General features: G+C 42.8%; 14 protein-coding genes. 9 read left to right on the forward strand and 5 right to left on the reverse strand.

Annotated elements, in window-relative coordinates; genetic code table 11:
- Nucleotides 1–19 precede the first annotated feature (19 nt).
- From hppD to QE404_RS11720, 5 genes are all read left to right on the forward strand, one after another.
- A complete protein-coding gene (gene hppD, locus QE404_RS11700; RefSeq protein WP_307450647.1) occupies nucleotides 20–1150 on the forward strand; it encodes a 4-hydroxyphenylpyruvate dioxygenase in 1131 nt (376 codons plus the stop codon).
- A gap of 67 nt (nucleotides 1151–1217) precedes the next feature.
- Complete coding sequence (locus tag QE404_RS11705) at nucleotides 1218–1685, forward strand: hypothetical protein (RefSeq protein ID WP_307450649.1); 468 nt, start codon at nucleotides 1218–1220, stop codon at nucleotides 1683–1685.
- A gap of 122 nt (nucleotides 1686–1807) precedes the next feature.
- The gene (fahA, locus tag QE404_RS11710; protein ID WP_307450651.1) at nucleotides 1808–3055 is read left to right on the forward strand and encodes a fumarylacetoacetase; all 1248 of its coding nucleotides are present in this window, start codon (nucleotides 1808–1810) and stop codon (nucleotides 3053–3055) included.
- Nucleotides 3056–3146: 91 nt separating this feature from the next.
- Nucleotides 3147–3563, forward strand: coding sequence for a GxxExxY protein (locus tag QE404_RS11715; RefSeq protein WP_307450652.1), 417 nt, complete (start codon nucleotides 3147–3149; stop codon nucleotides 3561–3563).
- A gap of 79 nt (nucleotides 3564–3642) precedes the next feature.
- On the forward strand, nucleotides 3643–4470 hold the full coding sequence (locus QE404_RS11720) for a flavin reductase family protein (RefSeq protein WP_307450654.1): 828 nt from the start codon (nucleotides 3643–3645) through the stop codon (nucleotides 4468–4470).
- 117 nt (nucleotides 4471–4587) lie between these two features.
- Here the strand turns inward: QE404_RS11720 and QE404_RS11725 are convergent, their stop codons facing one another.
- The gene (locus QE404_RS11725; protein WP_307450656.1) at nucleotides 4588–5427 is read right to left on the reverse strand and encodes an alpha/beta hydrolase family protein; all 840 of its coding nucleotides are present in this window, start codon (nucleotides 5425–5427) and stop codon (nucleotides 4588–4590) included.
- 159 nt (nucleotides 5428–5586) lie between these two features.
- Between QE404_RS11725 and QE404_RS11730 the strand changes: the two genes are divergently transcribed.
- The 4 genes from QE404_RS11730 to QE404_RS11745 all read left to right on the forward strand — a co-directional run bounded on the left by QE404_RS11730 (nucleotide 5587) and on the right by QE404_RS11745 (nucleotide 9970).
- Entirely contained in the window at nucleotides 5587–6360 is a 774-nt protein-coding gene (locus QE404_RS11730) for a HipA family kinase (protein ID WP_307450657.1), read from the forward strand.
- A complete protein-coding gene (locus QE404_RS11735) occupies nucleotides 6347–6730 on the forward strand; it encodes a DUF3037 domain-containing protein (protein WP_307453393.1) in 384 nt (127 codons plus the stop codon). The genes QE404_RS11730 and QE404_RS11735 overlap by 14 nt, the downstream gene beginning before the upstream one ends.
- Nucleotides 6731–6750: 20 nt before the next feature.
- Nucleotides 6751–7818, forward strand: coding sequence for an alpha/beta hydrolase (locus tag QE404_RS11740; RefSeq protein WP_307450659.1), 1068 nt, complete (start codon nucleotides 6751–6753; stop codon nucleotides 7816–7818).
- A gap of 310 nt (nucleotides 7819–8128) precedes the next feature.
- Nucleotides 8129–9970: a carbon starvation CstA family protein gene (locus tag QE404_RS11745; protein ID WP_307450661.1), complete on the forward strand. Its 1842-nt coding sequence runs from the start codon at nucleotides 8129–8131 to the stop codon at nucleotides 9968–9970.
- 97 nt (nucleotides 9971–10067) lie between these two features.
- On the opposite strand, the gene QE404_RS11750 is transcribed toward QE404_RS11745, so the two are convergent.
- The 4 genes from QE404_RS11750 to QE404_RS11765 all read right to left on the reverse strand — a co-directional run bounded on the left by QE404_RS11750 (nucleotide 10068) and on the right by QE404_RS11765 (nucleotide 17094).
- Entirely contained in the window at nucleotides 10068–10838 is a 771-nt protein-coding gene (locus QE404_RS11750) for a phospholipase D family protein (protein WP_307450662.1), read from the reverse strand.
- 151 nt (nucleotides 10839–10989) lie between these two features.
- Nucleotides 10990–11808 carry an alpha/beta hydrolase gene (locus QE404_RS11755; protein ID WP_307450664.1) on the reverse strand — a complete coding sequence of 273 codons (819 nt, stop codon included), beginning with the start codon at nucleotides 11806–11808 and terminating at the stop codon, nucleotides 10990–10992.
- 111 nt (nucleotides 11809–11919) lie between these two features.
- Nucleotides 11920–14640 (reverse strand): TonB-dependent receptor plug domain-containing protein, encoded by a 2721-nt coding sequence (locus QE404_RS11760; RefSeq protein ID WP_307450666.1) that lies wholly within the window; start codon nucleotides 14638–14640, stop codon nucleotides 11920–11922.
- A 123-nt stretch (nucleotides 14641–14763) separates the two neighbouring features.
- Nucleotides 14764–17094 carry an ATP-dependent helicase gene (locus QE404_RS11765; RefSeq protein ID WP_307450668.1) on the reverse strand — a complete coding sequence of 777 codons (2331 nt, stop codon included), beginning with the start codon at nucleotides 17092–17094 and terminating at the stop codon, nucleotides 14764–14766.
- Between the last annotated feature and the right edge of the window lie 38 nt (nucleotides 17095–17132).

The following is a 17132-nucleotide window of genomic DNA, read 5'->3' on the forward strand; positions in this document are numbered from 1 at the left end:
ATAAAAGTAAAATAGAAATATGTCAACACTTACATTTGCCGAAAAAATTGCTCAGGCCGAGAATTTTCTGCCGATCAATGGTACAGATTACATTGAGTTTTATGTAGGAAATGCCAAGCAGGCTGCTCATTATTACAAAACCGCTTTCGGTTTTCAGTCAGTGGCCTATGCCGGTCCTGAAACAGGCGTAAGAGACCGTGCTTCCTATGTACTCCAGCAGGGCAAAATCAGACTGGTTCTAACCACAGGACTGAAGTCTGACTCTCTGATCAATGAGCATGTAAAAAAACACGGTGACGGAGTAAAAATCCTGGCACTTTGGGTAGACGACGCTTACCAGGCTTTCGAGGAAACAACCAAGAGAGGCGGGAAACCATACCTGGAACCGGTTACCCTGAAGGATGAAAACGGCGAGGTAAGAATGTCCGGCATTTATACTTACGGAGAAACCATGCATATGTTTGTGGAGAGAAAGAACTATTCAGGTGCTTTCATGCCGGGCTATGAGCCATGGGTAAGCGACTATAATCCTGAAGAGGCCGGTTTATTATATGTAGACCACTGTGTGGGAAATGTAGGCTGGGACAGAATGGTTCCTACCGTAGAATGGTACGAAAAAGTAATGGGATTTGTGAACATCCTTTCTTTTGATGATAAGCAGATCAACACAGAATATTCTGCTCTAATGTCTAAAGTAATGTCCAACGGAAACGGATATGCCAAATTCCCGATCAATGAGCCGGCAGAAGGTAAGAAGAAGTCGCAGGTGGAAGAATACCTGGATTTTTATGAAGGCGAGGGCGTTCAGCATATTGCTGTCGCTACCAGGGACATTATCCACACGGTAACTGAACTGAAGAAGCGTGGTGTTGAGTTCCTTTCTGCCCCGCCGGAGGCTTATTATGAGATGGTTCCGGAACGTGTAGGCCATATTGATGAAGATATCAAGAAACTTCAGGATCTTGGCATCCTTATTGACCATGATGAAGAAGGCTACTTACTTCAGATCTTCACGAAGCCTGTGGAAGACCGACCTACCCTTTTCTTTGAAATCATTGAAAGGCATGGTGCACAGAGTTTTGGTGCAGGGAACTTCAAGGCATTGTTTGAAGCACTGGAGAAGGAACAAGCCAGAAGAGGGAACCTTTAATTAAATAACAATATAAGTTTTGTCAGGATGCAGAATCTTGGCAAAACTTTTTTATAGACACACGATTATGAGAAAAATATGCATCGGAATCCTGCTTTTCGGGACAACATTAGGCTTGAAAGCCCAATACGGAACCCTGAACCAGATCCTTACCAGACTTGAAGAAAGAAAAGGAATCAACCAGCATCTTGAACACGAGAATATCGATAATAAAAAGTTTATATTCATCAAAGATGCTGAAGACCATACGGAAAGAGACTTTATTGTCATCAAAGGTAACCAGGCAACGTATGTGGAGGTATTCGACGATAAATCTACGGGACAAAGCAGCTCCAATGTTTTTACCGGTGATATCGTCAGAAAGAATAACATTGTTTCGCTGAGGGCAGACAAGCTGGAGAACAAGAAAATTCCGATGCCCGTCACCAAAACCCTCCTGCTGACCAAACAGGACAATATCCTGTACCTCATCGATGTCAACACCAGAGACCGCTGGATTGATGAAGCATCCTACTCGGGCTCAAAAAATAAGTAACAACCATCCGGTTCGGAATCAGATCAACCCATGCTGGCCAACAAATCCAGGCCATACATTGTCATGCTGAATGATTACCAGCCAGAATTATAACGGATACAGATCCAACAAAAATTAAATTTATGAAATCATTTGTAGAGTATTCCTCCCAATCAGATTTTTCCATCCATAACATCCCTTTCGGGGTAGCCGTATTCAATAAAGAATACATCAGCTGCTGTACCAGGATCGGGGATCAGGTTATTGACCTTGCCACTTTATATGACTTTGCCTATTTTGAAGAGGTTGAGGGGCTTGATGACAACGTCTTTGAAGCCTATACCCTGAATGAGTTCATAGAACTTGGAAAACCCGTTACCAATGCAGTACGTACTAAAATCCAGGAACTGCTTCAGGAAGGATCTATTTTATCCAAAGACCAGAAAACGATTGAAGCAGCATTCTACGATCTTGATAAGGTAAAAATGATGATGCCTGTCCATGTGCCCAATTATACCGATTTTTACAGCAGCATTGAGCATGCGACCAATGTAGGGAAAATGTTCCGTGATCCTGCCAATGCCCTGCTCCCGAACTGGAAGCACCTGCCGGTTGGATACCACGGAAGGGCATCCTCCATTGTAGTTTCCGGAACTGAAATTATACGCCCGAAAGGCCAGACGAAACCTGCCGATGCAGACCAGCCTGTGTTCGGGCCTTGCAAACAGCTGGATTTTGAGCTGGAAATGGCCTTCATTCTCAACAAAAATACCGAAATGGGTGAAAGCATTTCTACAAAAGATGCTGAAGAGGCTATTTTCGGAATGGTTATTTTCAACGACTGGTCTGCAAGGGACATTCAGTCATGGGAATATGTACCTTTAGGCCCCTTCCTTGCTAAAAACTTCGGTTCGTCCGTATCGCCTTGGGTAGTAACCCTCGAAGCCCTGGAACCATTCAGAACCACCTCTCCTAAGCAGGACCCTGAAGTACTGGATTACCTGAAATTTGAAGGCGATAAAAATTACGACATTAACCTTGAAGTGTACATCCAACCTGAAAACGGAGACCAAAACCGCATCAGCGAAAGCAATTACAAACATATGTACTGGAACATGGCCCAACAGCTGGCTCACCACACCGTAAACGGCTGTAACGTAGAAGTGGGCGATATGTATGCAAGCGGAACCATTTCCGGCAGCGATCCCAAATCATTCGGCTCTATGCTGGAACTTACCTGGAGAGGTCAGAATCCTATCATCCTGAGCAATGGCGAAGAAAGAAAATTCATCAACGATAACGATACCGTTACGATGAAAGCCTGGGCAGAAAAAGACGGTGTTCGTGTAGGCTTCGGTGAAGTAAGCGGTAAAATTATCCCTGCAGTTTAATTTATTTAAACACTTAAGTAAATTTAAGTTCAAAGCTTAATATTTTAAGTTCACTTTAGTTTTGAAAATCTCCGATTTTCGTATTCATTTTATGATGATAACTCAAAAATTCATTAACGATCTTTCTTATAAAATTATAGGAGCATGTATTGAGGTTCACAAACAGGTTGGACCAGGATTATATGAAGATGTTTATCATCAATGCCTTAAAAAAGAATTTGACCTGTTGGAGCTACAGTACAAAAGTGAACTTGAAATTCCTTTACATTATAAAGGACAAGAAATAAACTGTAAATTAAAATGCGATTTTCTTATAGAGGATTTAATTGTTCTTGAAATCAAGTCTGTATCTGAGATTCATCGGATTCATAAAGCTCAAACAATAAATTATATGAATCTCTTGAAAGTCCCACGCTCTATCCTGATAAATTTCAATGTTATTAATGTATATTATGAAGGGTGTCAATCATTTGCTTCTCAATCTTTTCAAACTTTACCAAAAGAATGAAAATCTTCGATTTTCAAAACTTAAGTGTACTCATTACTAATGCAATTTTAAACTTAAAAAACTTAAGTGTTAAAAAACTATGAAAACAGTAATTCCATCCGAACTATCCCCAGTGCAGCTGCAGACGATCATGCAGACTGCTGTTTCTCCGCGTCCGATAGCTTTGGCTTCTACGGTGGACAGGAATGGGAACAGCAATTTATCCCCGTTCAGCTTTTTCAATATGTTCAGTACGGTTCCGCCGGTTCTGATTTTTTCACCATCAAGAAGAGTACGCGATAATACCACCAAACATACACTGGAAAATATCCTGGAAGTGGCTGAAGTGGTGATCGGAACAGTAAATTTCCCGATTGTACAGCAAATTTCATTGGCTTCGACAGAATATGAAACGGGTGTCAATGAATTCGTAAAGTCCGGACTCACGATGAAGGATGCAGATCTGGTACAGCCGAAACTCATTGAAGAATGCCCGGTGAATTTTGAATGTACAGTCCTGGAGGTGAAATCCCTCGGAGAACAGGGAGGGGCCGGTAACCTGGTGATCTGTGAAGTGCAGAAAATACATATCCGTGAAGAATACCTTAATGCGGAAGGCAATCTGGATCAGAAAAGACTGGATATGGTTGCCCGTCTTGGCGGAAACTGGTATTCCAGGAATAATGAGAATAACCTGTTTGAAGTTCCAAAACCTCTGGTAACAAAAGGGATTGGTTTCGACCTGCTTCCCGATGACATTAAATACAGCAGAGTATTCACCGGAAATGACCTGGGCATGCTGGCCAATATAGAACAGCTTCCGGGAGTAAGTTTTTATGCAGATGAAGACATCCACAGGGAAGCCAAAAACCTGCTCCTTAAAAACAATATTGAGGAAGCTTGGAAACTGCTCACACAGGAAGAATAAGATGAATCTTGAAGCATAGCTTGGCAGCGTTCGGCAATATTAAAAAGGAGTGAAAATTTTCACTCCTTTTTTATTTGTTATTTTAGAAACAGCATTGACATATTTGAATGTATAAAGTTACATCTTGTCCCGGATGAACTCAATACATTTCTTCGTAACGGTATCAAGATCTTCGGGTAATGCATGGTTTTCCCATGGTTCCCTGGCTCCAAAAGTATGTCCTGCATTTTCTATCAGGAAGAGTTCTGAATTAGGATGCAGAAGATATAAATGCTCTGCATTTTTTACATCCACACTTTCATCGTTCGTACCGTGGATGATCAGGAAATGTGCTTTGGCCATTTCCGTAGCCCTTTCCACATCAAAACGGTGGTAATTCTGCTGGAAATCTTCATAAAACTGGTAATAGTGCGGCATCTGCTGATGGGTTCGTCCGTTCAGCACATGAAAGACGCCTTTTTCTTTCCAGTGTTCAAGCTGATTGTCTTTAGGAAATCGCTCCAGGGTATCAACACTGGCCAGAGTGATCAATCCGTTGATGCGTTCATCTTCAAATGTCTTGATGATGGAGATACCGCCTCCCCTGCTGTGGCCTATCAGAATGATCTTATGGCGGTCTACCCTCGGGTCTGCGGAGAAATGATCAATCACCACCCCTAAATCTGAAAGTTCTTTGGAATAATTATTTTGCCCGAATGCTTGCAGGTCTGCAAAATTGTTGGGATCCTGAATCGTGGTTCCGTTATGGGAAAAATTGAATTTGACAAAGAAGAAACCTGCTTCAGCCAGCTTTTCTGCCATCAGGTTCCAGGCACCCCAGTCTTTGTAACCTTTGTAGCCATGCACAAAGATCACCAGCGGGAGCTGATTTCCGGATTCGGGATACAGCGCATCGGCGAGGAAATCCCTGGTTTCAGGATTCTTCAGGATGATATTCTGTTGTTTTACTATATTCATACGGTATCTTATTTTGAAGTGCTTTTGAAGAAGCAGCTACCTGCCATCAATCCGGAAAATGCCTCAGGCTTAAAAAAGTTTCCATTCTGGTGCACCACTAATTTCATCTAAAATATTAAAAATAGGAATATACACAAAGGAAAACCTTATTTTTGCGTTATGTTGGACCTTAGAACCGTAACCGTCATGCGCTATATTCTTCCGCTTAGAGAAGGAGGTTCTCTGCCTGCTCTGGCAGAAGCGGATGATGATTTTAAATATGTACTGAAATTCCGCGGGGCCGGACACGGTGTGAAAATGCTGATCTCCGAACTCCTTGGTGGAAAAATAACCGAGGCACTGGGGCTGAATATACCCGAACTTGTCTTTGCCCATCTGGATGTTGATTTCGGAAGGACTGAGGCCGATGAGGAAATACAGGACCTGCTGAAGTTTTCGGAAGGGCTGAATCTCGGGCTGCATTATCTTTCCGGAGCCATTGCGTATGATCCGGGAATTGTTATCGACCCGCTCCTTGCCTCTAAGATCGTATGGCTGGATGCGTTTATCACCAATATAGACCGCACCTACAAAAATACCAACATGCTGATGTGGCATAAGGAACTTTGGGTGATTGATAACGGAGCATCATTCTACTTCCATCATTCCTGGCAGAATTTTGATACCGCTGCAAAAACACCGTTCAAATATGTAAAAGACCATGTGTTACTGCCCAAAGCCTCCAGATTGAATGAGGCGGATCAGTTTGCCCATTCTGTGTTGAATGAAAACCTGTTCCGTGATATCGTTAATCTTATTCCTGAAGAATGGCTGCACTGGAACGATGCGGAAGAGTCTCCGGAAGAAATCCGTGACATATATTTCCGGTTTATGAAAACCCGTCTGGAACATTCTCAAATCTTTGTAAATGAAGCTCAGCATGCAAGAGGATAATATTTACGAATATGCCGTAATCCGCCTGGTACCCAAAGTGGAACGGGAGGAATTTTTCAACATCGGACTGATCATGTTCTCAAAGAAGAAAAAATACATCCGGGTTGAATTCTACCTGTGTCCCGATAAATTCAGGCTGATGCACAGTAAGCTGGATTATGAGGATATCATCCGGAATTTGGTCAGCTTTCAGAAAGTCGCCCATGGAGACCGGGACGGAGGCCCTATTGCCGCATTGGATATCCCGGAACGCTTTCGATGGCTGACTGCCGTAAGAAGTGCGGTCATACAGACTTCTCGGCCACATCCCGGAAAATCTAAAGACCTTGATCAGACTTTTGGTAGACTTTTTGAGGAGTTAGTACGATAACACGCTTCAAAGAGTACTCTATGAATTCATCAGCCTTCGCTACTTCTTTACGCAGATTTGCCATAAACCTGCTTTTTATTGTTTTAACAGCATTCTTTCATTTTTTCCATGCTCAAAGTCCGGATAAGGCTCCAGCACCGGTGAGCACTCTTCTGCCTTCGAGGACCACAATGTCTGAAAATATCGTTTATAAAACCAGTGAAACCGGCAAATCCATTGCCATGGACATTTACAGGCCAAAAACAGCGGCAGATGAGAAGCTTCCTGTACTGATTTATGTTCACGGAGGAGGATGGGTACAAGGGAATAAATCCATCCCTGCGGATACTTATATTGAGGATATGATCCTGAAACTGGTTGAAAGGCATTACGCGGTTATCAGCATTGATTATACGCTGGTAAGCCCGGATGTCCATTTCCCTGCGCCGGTACAGGACTGTAAAGATGCTATACGCTGGGTGAGAAAAAATGCAGAGAAATACCATTTTGATACCGAAAATATAGGGCTCTTCGGTGCTTCAGCAGGAGCACACCTTTCCCTACTGGCCGCCTATACTGATGATACCCAATTCAAAGGTGCACCGGAACTGGCACCTTATTCTGCCAAAGTGAATTATGTTGTTGATAATTTCGGACCGGCAGACCTCAATAAATTACTTCACACAAGGGTGGGAAGGTTTCCGGCTTTCCTGATCGGATTATTTTCAAAACAAATTGTTAAGCTCAGGGAAAACCTGATCCGCGGAATTTCAGGGTACGAGATCAAAACAGACAAAAGGAAAGTGATCGAATACTTCAAAACCATCTCTCCGGTGACGTATTCCTCCCACGGAATTCCTACGCTGATCCTGCAGGGCAATAAAGATAAAATCGTTCCGCTTCAGCAGTCAGAAAAACTTAGCCATCAGTTAAATGATAACGGGGTCAAAAATATACTTGTAGTGGTAGAAGAAGGCGTACATGGCTTCTGGACTACGGATAAAGCCTACCTTAAGCGCCTTACAGACCAGATGGTTGACTTTGTTGTTTCACAGAAAAAAAATACTGCACAGCCGGAATCAGCAGAAACAAAAGCTGCTGCAAAATAATTTAACCTGATCAATACGACTTCTACACCATTTTTTACTATGTTGAATCGATGGCTACAGCATTACCACTTTAGCAATGGATAATTTTTTTTGCTTTAAATTCTGTAAACAACTATACATAACAATATTAAATCAAATAATAAATACTAATAATCAAGCATATACCTTGATATAGATTTAGCAATTTGCTAATTTGATATACATATCGGTGTTTTTATACTTAAAATAGTTAACTTGGCCGGATGCCTACAGCATTCACATTAAACTGAATCATACGTTACATTATTTTATCAAATAAAAGATACATGATATGGAATCTCTAAACAATATCAATGCCCTGACACTGGTTTTTACATCCTTACTTATTTTCGCCATTGCTTATCGTTTCTACGGTATATTCATGGCTAATAAAGTGCTCAGGCTGAATGACAATAATACCACCCCTGCCATAGAATTTGCTGATGGTAAAGATTATGTGGCTACCAATAAAAATGTGCTTTTCGGGCATCATTTTGCTGCGATTGCAGCTGCGGGCCCTCTGGTAGGTCCTGTGCTGGCTGCGCAGTTCGGTTATCTCCCGGGTACTTTATGGATCCTGATCGGCTGTGTTCTCGGTGGTGGCGTTCATGATATGGTTGTCTTGTTTGCTTCCGTGAGGCACAAAGGCCAGAGTCTGGCCACAATTGCTTCCAAAGAAATCGGAAAAACAACAGGAACAGTGGCCGGATTTGCCATTTTATTTATTCTGATCCTGACGCTTGCCGGTCTTTCACTTGCATGCATCAATGCAATGCATGAAGCTTCCTGGTCGCTCTTTACAGTGGTAATTACCATGCCTATCGCCATTATTATGGGGCTGATTATGCGGTACAGGAAAAATTCGGTTACGTTCGCAAGTATTCTGGGCGGAGTTTTATTGATTGCAGGAATCATCGGCGGCCATAACCTGATGCAGAATGAAACGATGAATAATCTTTTCTCATGGGACATCAGCACGATTTCCATTGCGATCCCGCTGTACGGCTTCCTGGCGTCCGTACTTCCGGTGTGGCTTCTTCTTGTTCCAAGGGATTATCTTTCCACTTACCTGAAGATAGGAACCATCATTATGCTGGCTATTGGAGTCATCGTCATTCATCCGACCATTCAGATGCCTGCCTTAACGCAATTCATCCATGGGGGCGGACCGGTCATCGGCGGGCCTGTATTGCCGTTTATTTTTATCGTGATCGCGTGTGGTGCCATATCCGGTTTCCATGCCGTTATTGCAACCGGTACAACGCCTAAAATGCTGAACAGGGAAAGAGAAATCCTTTTTGTAGGTTACGGCGCGATGCTGGTGGAAGGTTTTGTGGCTTTAATGGCCCTGATTGCTGCATGTACCTTGATGCCAGGAGATTATTTTGCCATCAACACCCCAAAAGAGTCCTATGACGCTTTCCTGGCAGCTCACCCATCGCTTCATGGTGTTGATATCGATTATTTTTCTGAAAGGATAGGCATTGATCTTCACGGACGGACCGGCGGTGCAGTTTCACTGGCTGTAGGAATGGCCCATATCTTCAATAAAATCCCGTATATGGATCAGCTGATGGCTTATTGGTACAACTTTGCCATCATGTTTGAAGCCGTTTTCATCCTCACAGCGATCGATGCAGGTACTAGGGTAGGAAGATTTTTCTTACAGGAAATGCTGGGCTCAGTGGTACCTAAGTTCAATGATAAAAACTGGGTGCCCGGAATCATTATCAGCAGCCTCATCTTTACTTTTGCCTGGGGATATTTGGTCTATACGGGAAATGTAAGCAGCATCTGGCCTTTATTCGGGATCAGCAACCAGCTTCTCGCTGCCTGTGGGCTGATTGTCTGTACTACCATGCTCATCCGCATGAACAGGGGAAAATATGCCCTCTGCTCCGCCCTCCCAGGAATATTCATGGCGATCATAACCTTTTGGGCCGGATATGTACAGGTAACAGAAATTTATATTCCCAAACAACAGTATCTTCTGGCTGTATTAGCTGCTATAGCTATGGTCCTGATGCTGGTTGTATTTGTGGGTGCCTTCAGGAAATGGTATGAGCTTTTGAAAATCAAAACTACCGTAACCGATTTTTATGGGGAAGAAGTTAAGGAGCTGGTGGAGAGGTAATTTATTGTGAATGAGTCAATGGTCAATTCGCTGCGCTTGTCAATTTTTGAGGCAGGTTTACGATTCACTATTGACTGCGAAGCAGATTCACTATTGATCAATTGATCGGTTCTGAATACAGCTGGCTTCCCCAGTACTGTACATCTCTTTCCGCTAATTCCGAATCGGATAACAACCGGTTTACTTCCTCTACAATTTTGTGTACAGCATTGGGGTCGGTTGTCCTTATCCTGGTCTCATAATTTTCTTTCACGCCTTTCGCGGTAAAGTTCAGGGAACCCATATACGCAATTTCGTCATCAATAAGGTAAATTTTGCTGTGAATGAATGTCTTGTTGATAGAACCACTTCCCTGGCCGGGTGAAACAAATACTTTAAATGGAAACAGTTGCCTGTAGGTATAATGATAGATTTTCTTATTCCTGATCTCCCCTACAATATAATTCCTGATCAGAAATAAGAGGACAACCGCAATAAAACCAAAACCGAATTTGGGCTGTTGCAGAAAAAAAATCAGCGGAATCAATACTATAGCCAGACCAATCATTACAAAAAGGAGTATACCCGAAAGGTTTTTAAGGCTGTCGTAGGATTGTTTGGCATCCTCATCTACCTGCTGCTCCTGGATGATCAGCTTATTGATGTTCTTTTCGTTACCGTAAAAGTCTTCAATTTCATCTGTCGTGATCAGGCTGATTTCAATGCCTTTGTTATGAAGGAATATCAGTTCCTTAATCAAAGACGGAGACAGGTAAGGAGAGACGATCTTCACATTCTTTTTTGCATTCCTGATATCCTGGATTAATTTGGCACCGGCACTCCTGCCAATATAAATATCGCAGACGGCATTATTGTAAAATGTTCCCATGTTAAAATGAAGAATTAAGGAAGTTGGAGGCCATGTTTAAACCTAAAATTCATGTATAACGGTTGAGTTTTTATTTCTAAAGGTATTGGCCTTTTAAAAGCAAAAACTTTGCAAAAGTACATTCTGCAAAGCTTTCTCTATAATACAAAGGTTATTTTTTTAGCTTTTCAACCCTTTTGATTTCATTGAGCAGCAGAGGGAATGCAGGCTGAGCCATTCCAACATGATCAAAACCCTGAAGTTCATATAAAGTAGTTTCTTTATGTCCTTTCAGCTTCATCATCCTGTTCATATAAGCATTTTCTTCATACCTTCCCAAGAGTTCCTTTTCCCGGTCGCCGGTGATCAGCAGCAAAGGCGGAGCGTCGGCCCGGATAAAGTGAAGTGGAGCCATATCATCAATTCTGGCATCCAATTCATCAATACCTCTTTCTTTTCTGATGGTAAAATGAGAGATCATCTGTCCACTGAACGGGATAATCCCAGCCAGTGCATTGGCATCAAGGCCATATTTCTGAAGGTATTTTTTATCCAGCCCTACCATAGCAGCAAGATATCCTCCGGCAGAATGGCCGGAAATGAAAACCAGATCTTCCCGGCCTCCATATTTCTTTATATTTTTAAATACCCATGCTGTGGCAGCCGCCGCATCTTCAATATATTTCGGGGCTTTTACTTTGGGCGACAGACGGTAATTAACCCCTACCACAGCTATTCCTTTATTCTTAAGGGCTTCGGGAATTTCTTTTTCACCACCGGTAAGTCCGCCACCGTGAAACCAGATCACCGTAGGAAAATTGTTAATATTTTTCGGGATATAGACATCCAATACGCACCGCTCACTGATGTAGGCATCCGAAGCGCTGATTTTCTGATCGTAATAGCTGATGTTATTTAATGTCTGATATTCCTGAGCCAGAAGCGGCATAGTAATCAGGAACATAAACAGCATGGTAAGTATCCTTCGCATAATCAATTCTTTTAACACGAAGATAAACAATATTGCGGTATGATCCTGACAAAGGAGCATGAAAAAGCGGGCTCAGGAGATGAGCCCGCTAACCAAAAAAATGAATATACACTAAAAATTAAAATTGAGTCTGGTAAATACATACCTCCCATTCTGGCCGAACTGTGATGTTGACCTCGAATAAATAAACTGGTCATTGTTGGTGGAAGCCGGAAGGTTTTTAGTAGGATAAATATCAAATATATTGTTGACCCCTACGGTCAGTCCAATATTTTTGGTAAACCGGTAAGCTGCGGAAATATCCGTAATGATTTTGTCTCCTATTTTCTGGTGTTCATTAAATTCGATAATGCCGTCACCATTGACATCAACGGGGTCTGCTGCCGTTACGGCTCCGAAGTAAGTATTTCTCAGGTAAAACTCAGCGCCTTTCCATGACAGGTTGTGGGATAAACTCGCTTTCACCCTTGGAACCGCTTCCTCAAGGTAAACCCTTGATCTTTCAGAAAAATAAATATTCTCAAGGTTTGCAGATTGCAGCAATCCGCTAGAATGGATATTTCCTACCCTCCTTGTCTGGTTCAGGTTAATCGCAAAATTGTTATCCAGCCTCAGGTCCGAAAATCTTTTCTGGTGCGAAATAACCACATCTACACCGCGGGTTTCCGTATCTATCGCATTGGCGAAAAACTGCCCTGCATTAACACCCGCCTGGTCAAAGGCATCTTTTGCTTTCTGAGGAACTATAGCCTTAGTGAATTGATCGGTAAGGACGATCCTGTTATTAATCCTGGTAAAATATCCGTCTGCCGTAAAGCTCAGATTAACGGAAGGAATCCTGTAGGTAAACCCTACACTCGCCGATTTGGATGTTTCCTGCTTCAGTTTAGGAATTCCGAGAAGTCCTGCAATGGCGGAATCATTACTGAATGTCCCCACTTCCAGCAGTTGACTGTTGGTAAATAAGGTAGAAGTTACATTATAATAAATCTGATGAATGGAAGGTGCCCTGAATCCTGTAGAGCCGGCAAACCTGAAATTAAAATTGTCATCCAGCTTAATCCTGGAAGCAAGTTTATAATTAAAGGTAGACCCGAAATCCGAGTAATTCTCGTAACGGGCTGCCGCATCTACCAAAAGCCATCTGTTAAAATTCATCTCAACATCTGCATAAGCAGCAACCGATTGCCTGTTCTTGTCTACTGCATTTGCCGGCCTGAAGCCGCTGAATACCTGAGAGCCTCCTGTAAGAGGGTTTCCAAAGAAATCTGTCGGGCGCTGGCTATTGCCCGTCCATACATTTCCGTTGACATCATAAGTAGCGTAGGAAGCTTCCTCCCCTGCTGTAATAGTAAAGTTTTCATATCGGTGTTCACCTCCGAATGCCACATTGATCCCGTTCCAGACATCATATTTCTTTGAAAAATCCAGGTTGATCGTATTTTGTGAAAACTTTAATCCTCCAGCCCTGAATTCATTCGGGGAGGCAAACCTCATGGAGGTATTACCGGTATTTTTAATGGTATAATCAAATGAATTCTGGCCGAATGTATTACTCAGGTCGATATTCCATCCCCTCCAGTTTCCTTTCACTCCTGCTGCTAAGGAGATATCCTGAATATCAGTACCAATCTGCGGAAGGTATCCGTTAGGATACAGCCCGGTAAAGGTCCTGCTCTGGTTAGGCCTTCTGTAAAAACCGCCTGATGTTCCGTGCCTCAAACTGTAACCGCCGAAAGTATATACTTTCCACTGATCGTTCAATGGGACTTCCATATTGAGGAACAGCTGATGGTTATTGAGCTTCGACTGTCCCACCTGCATATTGAAATCTTTACGCGATTGTCCTCTGTATGCCAGTTCCTGATTGGTGAAATCCTGCCCTAACAATCCCTGAAGTGCACTGATGGAATTGGCAGCCTGTATCTGTGACTGGAAAGCGGCAGAAAAATAGTCCACCTGCTGGGCATATTGGTGGATGGAATTAATGATCTGCTGGGTATTCGGAGTCGTATTGATATTGCTGAACAGAGATGAAAGGTTTACTCCGTTATTCAGGGCCCGCTGTTCAACAGCATTGTATGCATTATATAAGCTTCCGCTCTCGGTTCCGGCACGATAGGTTGGATCACGGAACTGGGATGTCCATGTAATATTGTAAAACCCTCCTCTCTTTCCTATTTTGTTCCCGTAATTCAGGTCAACCTGAATATTCTGCCCATCAAAATCTCCGGTGTGGTCGTTCGCAGCAGGCGTCAGGTTTCCGCCATAGCTTACCTGGCCGGTAAGTTTCCCGGTATCTCTTTTCAGGCTTAAATTGATGACTCCCGCAATGGCATCTGAACCATACTGAGCAGAAGCACCATCTCGTAATACTTCTATTCTGCTCACTGCAAATGAAGGAATAGCATTAAGGTCTGTCCCTACAGTTCCCCTTCCTGGTGTACCGTTAACGTTCACCAATGCAGAGGTATGCCTTCTTTTTTCATTGACGAGCACCAATACCTGATCCGGCCCCAATCCTCTGAGCTGCGCAGGATCAAGGTGATCTGTACCATCCGAGTTGGTCTGGATTGTTGATGTGAATGAGGGAGCAACAGCATTAAGGATCTGTGCGATATTAGTCTGCGGTAAAGTAACAGAAGCTTCCTTAAGATTAAAAACATCCACCGGAACCGGACTGTCTGCTTTTGACCTGGCCCCACCCCTGGATCCTAAAATTACAACTTCTTCCACATTTCCCGTTTTCACGCTGTCATTTTTCTGGGCATATGCAAATGTGCCCAGAAAAAACACCACAGACGCTGATAAAATAGTCTTTCTATTTGTCATACATTTCTGATTTTATGAATTAATCTGCTCTTTCGCGGCAACAAAAATAATTCATATTTATTAGTCTACAAAATTAATAGACTTATAAATGACAGAAAATGTTTTTTATCAGTTTTTTAATTTTTAAATTTTGGTCAGTTTGGCAAATTTAAGGATCAGATTTTTCTCTCCCTCGTGCTGGAAAATGACTTTGGCTTTGATATTCTGCGGATCTGTACCATCCAGGAACGTCACTTCCCCGATGCCGAAACGGTCATGCCTCACCTTATCGCCCACTTCTATATCCTGGGAAGAGGCTCCGCTCGGGTTGACGATCTTAGCTGTGCTTATCGGCCTCAGCTTTTTCGCTTCAGCAACCGGTTTAGATGTTTCGCCGCGTTCAATGGTCTTTTTCTCAATTCTTTTGAAACTCTTCAGTTCAGATGGATGCTCATCAAAGATATTGGACTTAATCCCGGAATTGTTGATGAATCTTTTTTCAATCGCCGGATTTACGAATTCTATATACTCATCATCGATTTCGCTCAGAAAACGTGAAGGTTCTGCATCTGTAATTTTTCCCCACTGGAATCTTGATACCGCATAAGAGAAGAACACCTGCTTTTCGGCACGGGTAAGCGCTACATAAAACAGTCTGCGTTCTTCTTCAAGGTCTTCACGGGTAGATGAGCTCATAAAGCTCGGGAAAAGATTTTCTTCCAATCCTACCAGATGTACTACCGGGAACTCAAGGCCTTTGGAAAGGTGGATGGTCATCAGTGAAACCATGTCCTCTTCTGCCGTCTTATCCTGCGTGTCGGCAGACAGGGCTATATTTTCAAGAAAGTTAGACAAGCTCGGATCACCGTCTTCCAGCTGCATCTGTTCTTCAATGAATCCCTGCATGGAGTTCATTAATTCCTGTACGTTTTCTACACGGGAGATCCCTTCCGGGGTCTGGTCGTCTTTCAGGAACTTGATCAGCCCGCTACGCTTTGCAACCTCCATGGCAACATTGTACGCAGTTTCTGTTTTCAGAAGTACCTGGAAAGCTTTGATCATGGACCAGAAGTCATTCAGTTTGGTAAGTACACCATTGTTCAGGCCTAACTGAGGCGCATACATCGGAAGGTTATTCAGTACGGCAGAAACGGAAACATTCTGTGCATCCGCAAAAACGATCAGCTTATTCTGGGTAGTTTCCCCGATTCCTCTGGCAGGATAATTAATGATTCTCATCAACGCCTCCGAATCATTTTCATTGATCAGCAGACGAAGGTACCCTAAAAGATCTTTTACTTCTTTTCTCTGGTAGAACGATAAACCTCCATATACTTTATAGGGAATATTTTTACGCCTCAATGCATCTTCAAACGCCCGGGTCTGGGAATTTGTACGGTACAGGATAGCAAAGTCATCATACTTTCTCTGGTCGCGGTTCCTGAGCTCCCAGATATTTCCGGCTACGAAATTGGCTTCATCAGCATCGGAAAGCGAACGGTACACTTTGATCTTGTCCCCTTCTTCATTTTCGCTGAATACGTTTTTCTTGAACTGCTGCAGGTTTTTGGCAATAACTACATTCGCAGCATTTACGATGTTCTGGGTCGAACGGTAGTTCTGTTCGAGAGAGACGGTTACGGCATCCGGATAATCTTTTTTAAAGTTCAGGATGTTATAAATGTTCGCGCCACGGAAAGAATAGATGGACTGTGCATCGTCCCCTACCACACAGATATTTTCAAATTTGGAAGCTAAAGCTTTTACGATGAGGTACTGGGAATGATTGGTATCCTGATACTCATCTACGAGAATATACCTGAACCGGTCCTGATACTTGGCGAGCACTTCAGGAAAACGGGTAAGAAGTTCATTGGTTTTCAACAATAAATCATCAAAATCCATAGCTCCATTCCTGAAGCATGCTTCAACATACCGCTGATAGATCTGTCCGATGAATCTCATGTTGGCCTTTTCATCGGCTTCGATCAGTTCAGGATTATTAAAATAGGCCTTAACGGTAATCAGGTTATTTTTATAGGTAGAAATCCTGGCCTGGACCTTTTTCGGCTTGTACAGATCCGCATCAATATTCATGTCTTTAAGGACTTTCTTGATGACGTTCAGGGCATCCTGCTGATCATAAATGGTAAAATTAGAAGGATATCCTAGATAGTGGGCCTCATTTCTGAGGATCCTTGCAAAAACCGAGTGAAAGGTACCCATCCATAAACTTTTGGCATTGCTGGTCCCTACCACTTTGGCAATACGCTCTTTCATTTCTTTTGCGGCCTTATTGGTAAAGGTAAGAGCAAGGATATTGAAAGGATCGACACCATTGGTAATCAGGTGGGCAATACGCATGGTAAGCACACGTGTTTTACCGGAACCCGCGCCAGCAAGCACCATCAGCGGGCCCTGCAATGTGGTAACGGCTTCATATTGAGATTCGTTGAGTCCTTTCAGATAATCCATACAGCAAAAAAATTTTGGAATACAAAATTAATGTATTA

This window comes from Chryseobacterium camelliae, assembly GCF_030818575.1.
Taxonomy (GTDB): domain Bacteria; phylum Bacteroidota; class Bacteroidia; order Flavobacteriales; family Weeksellaceae; genus Chryseobacterium; species Chryseobacterium camelliae_A.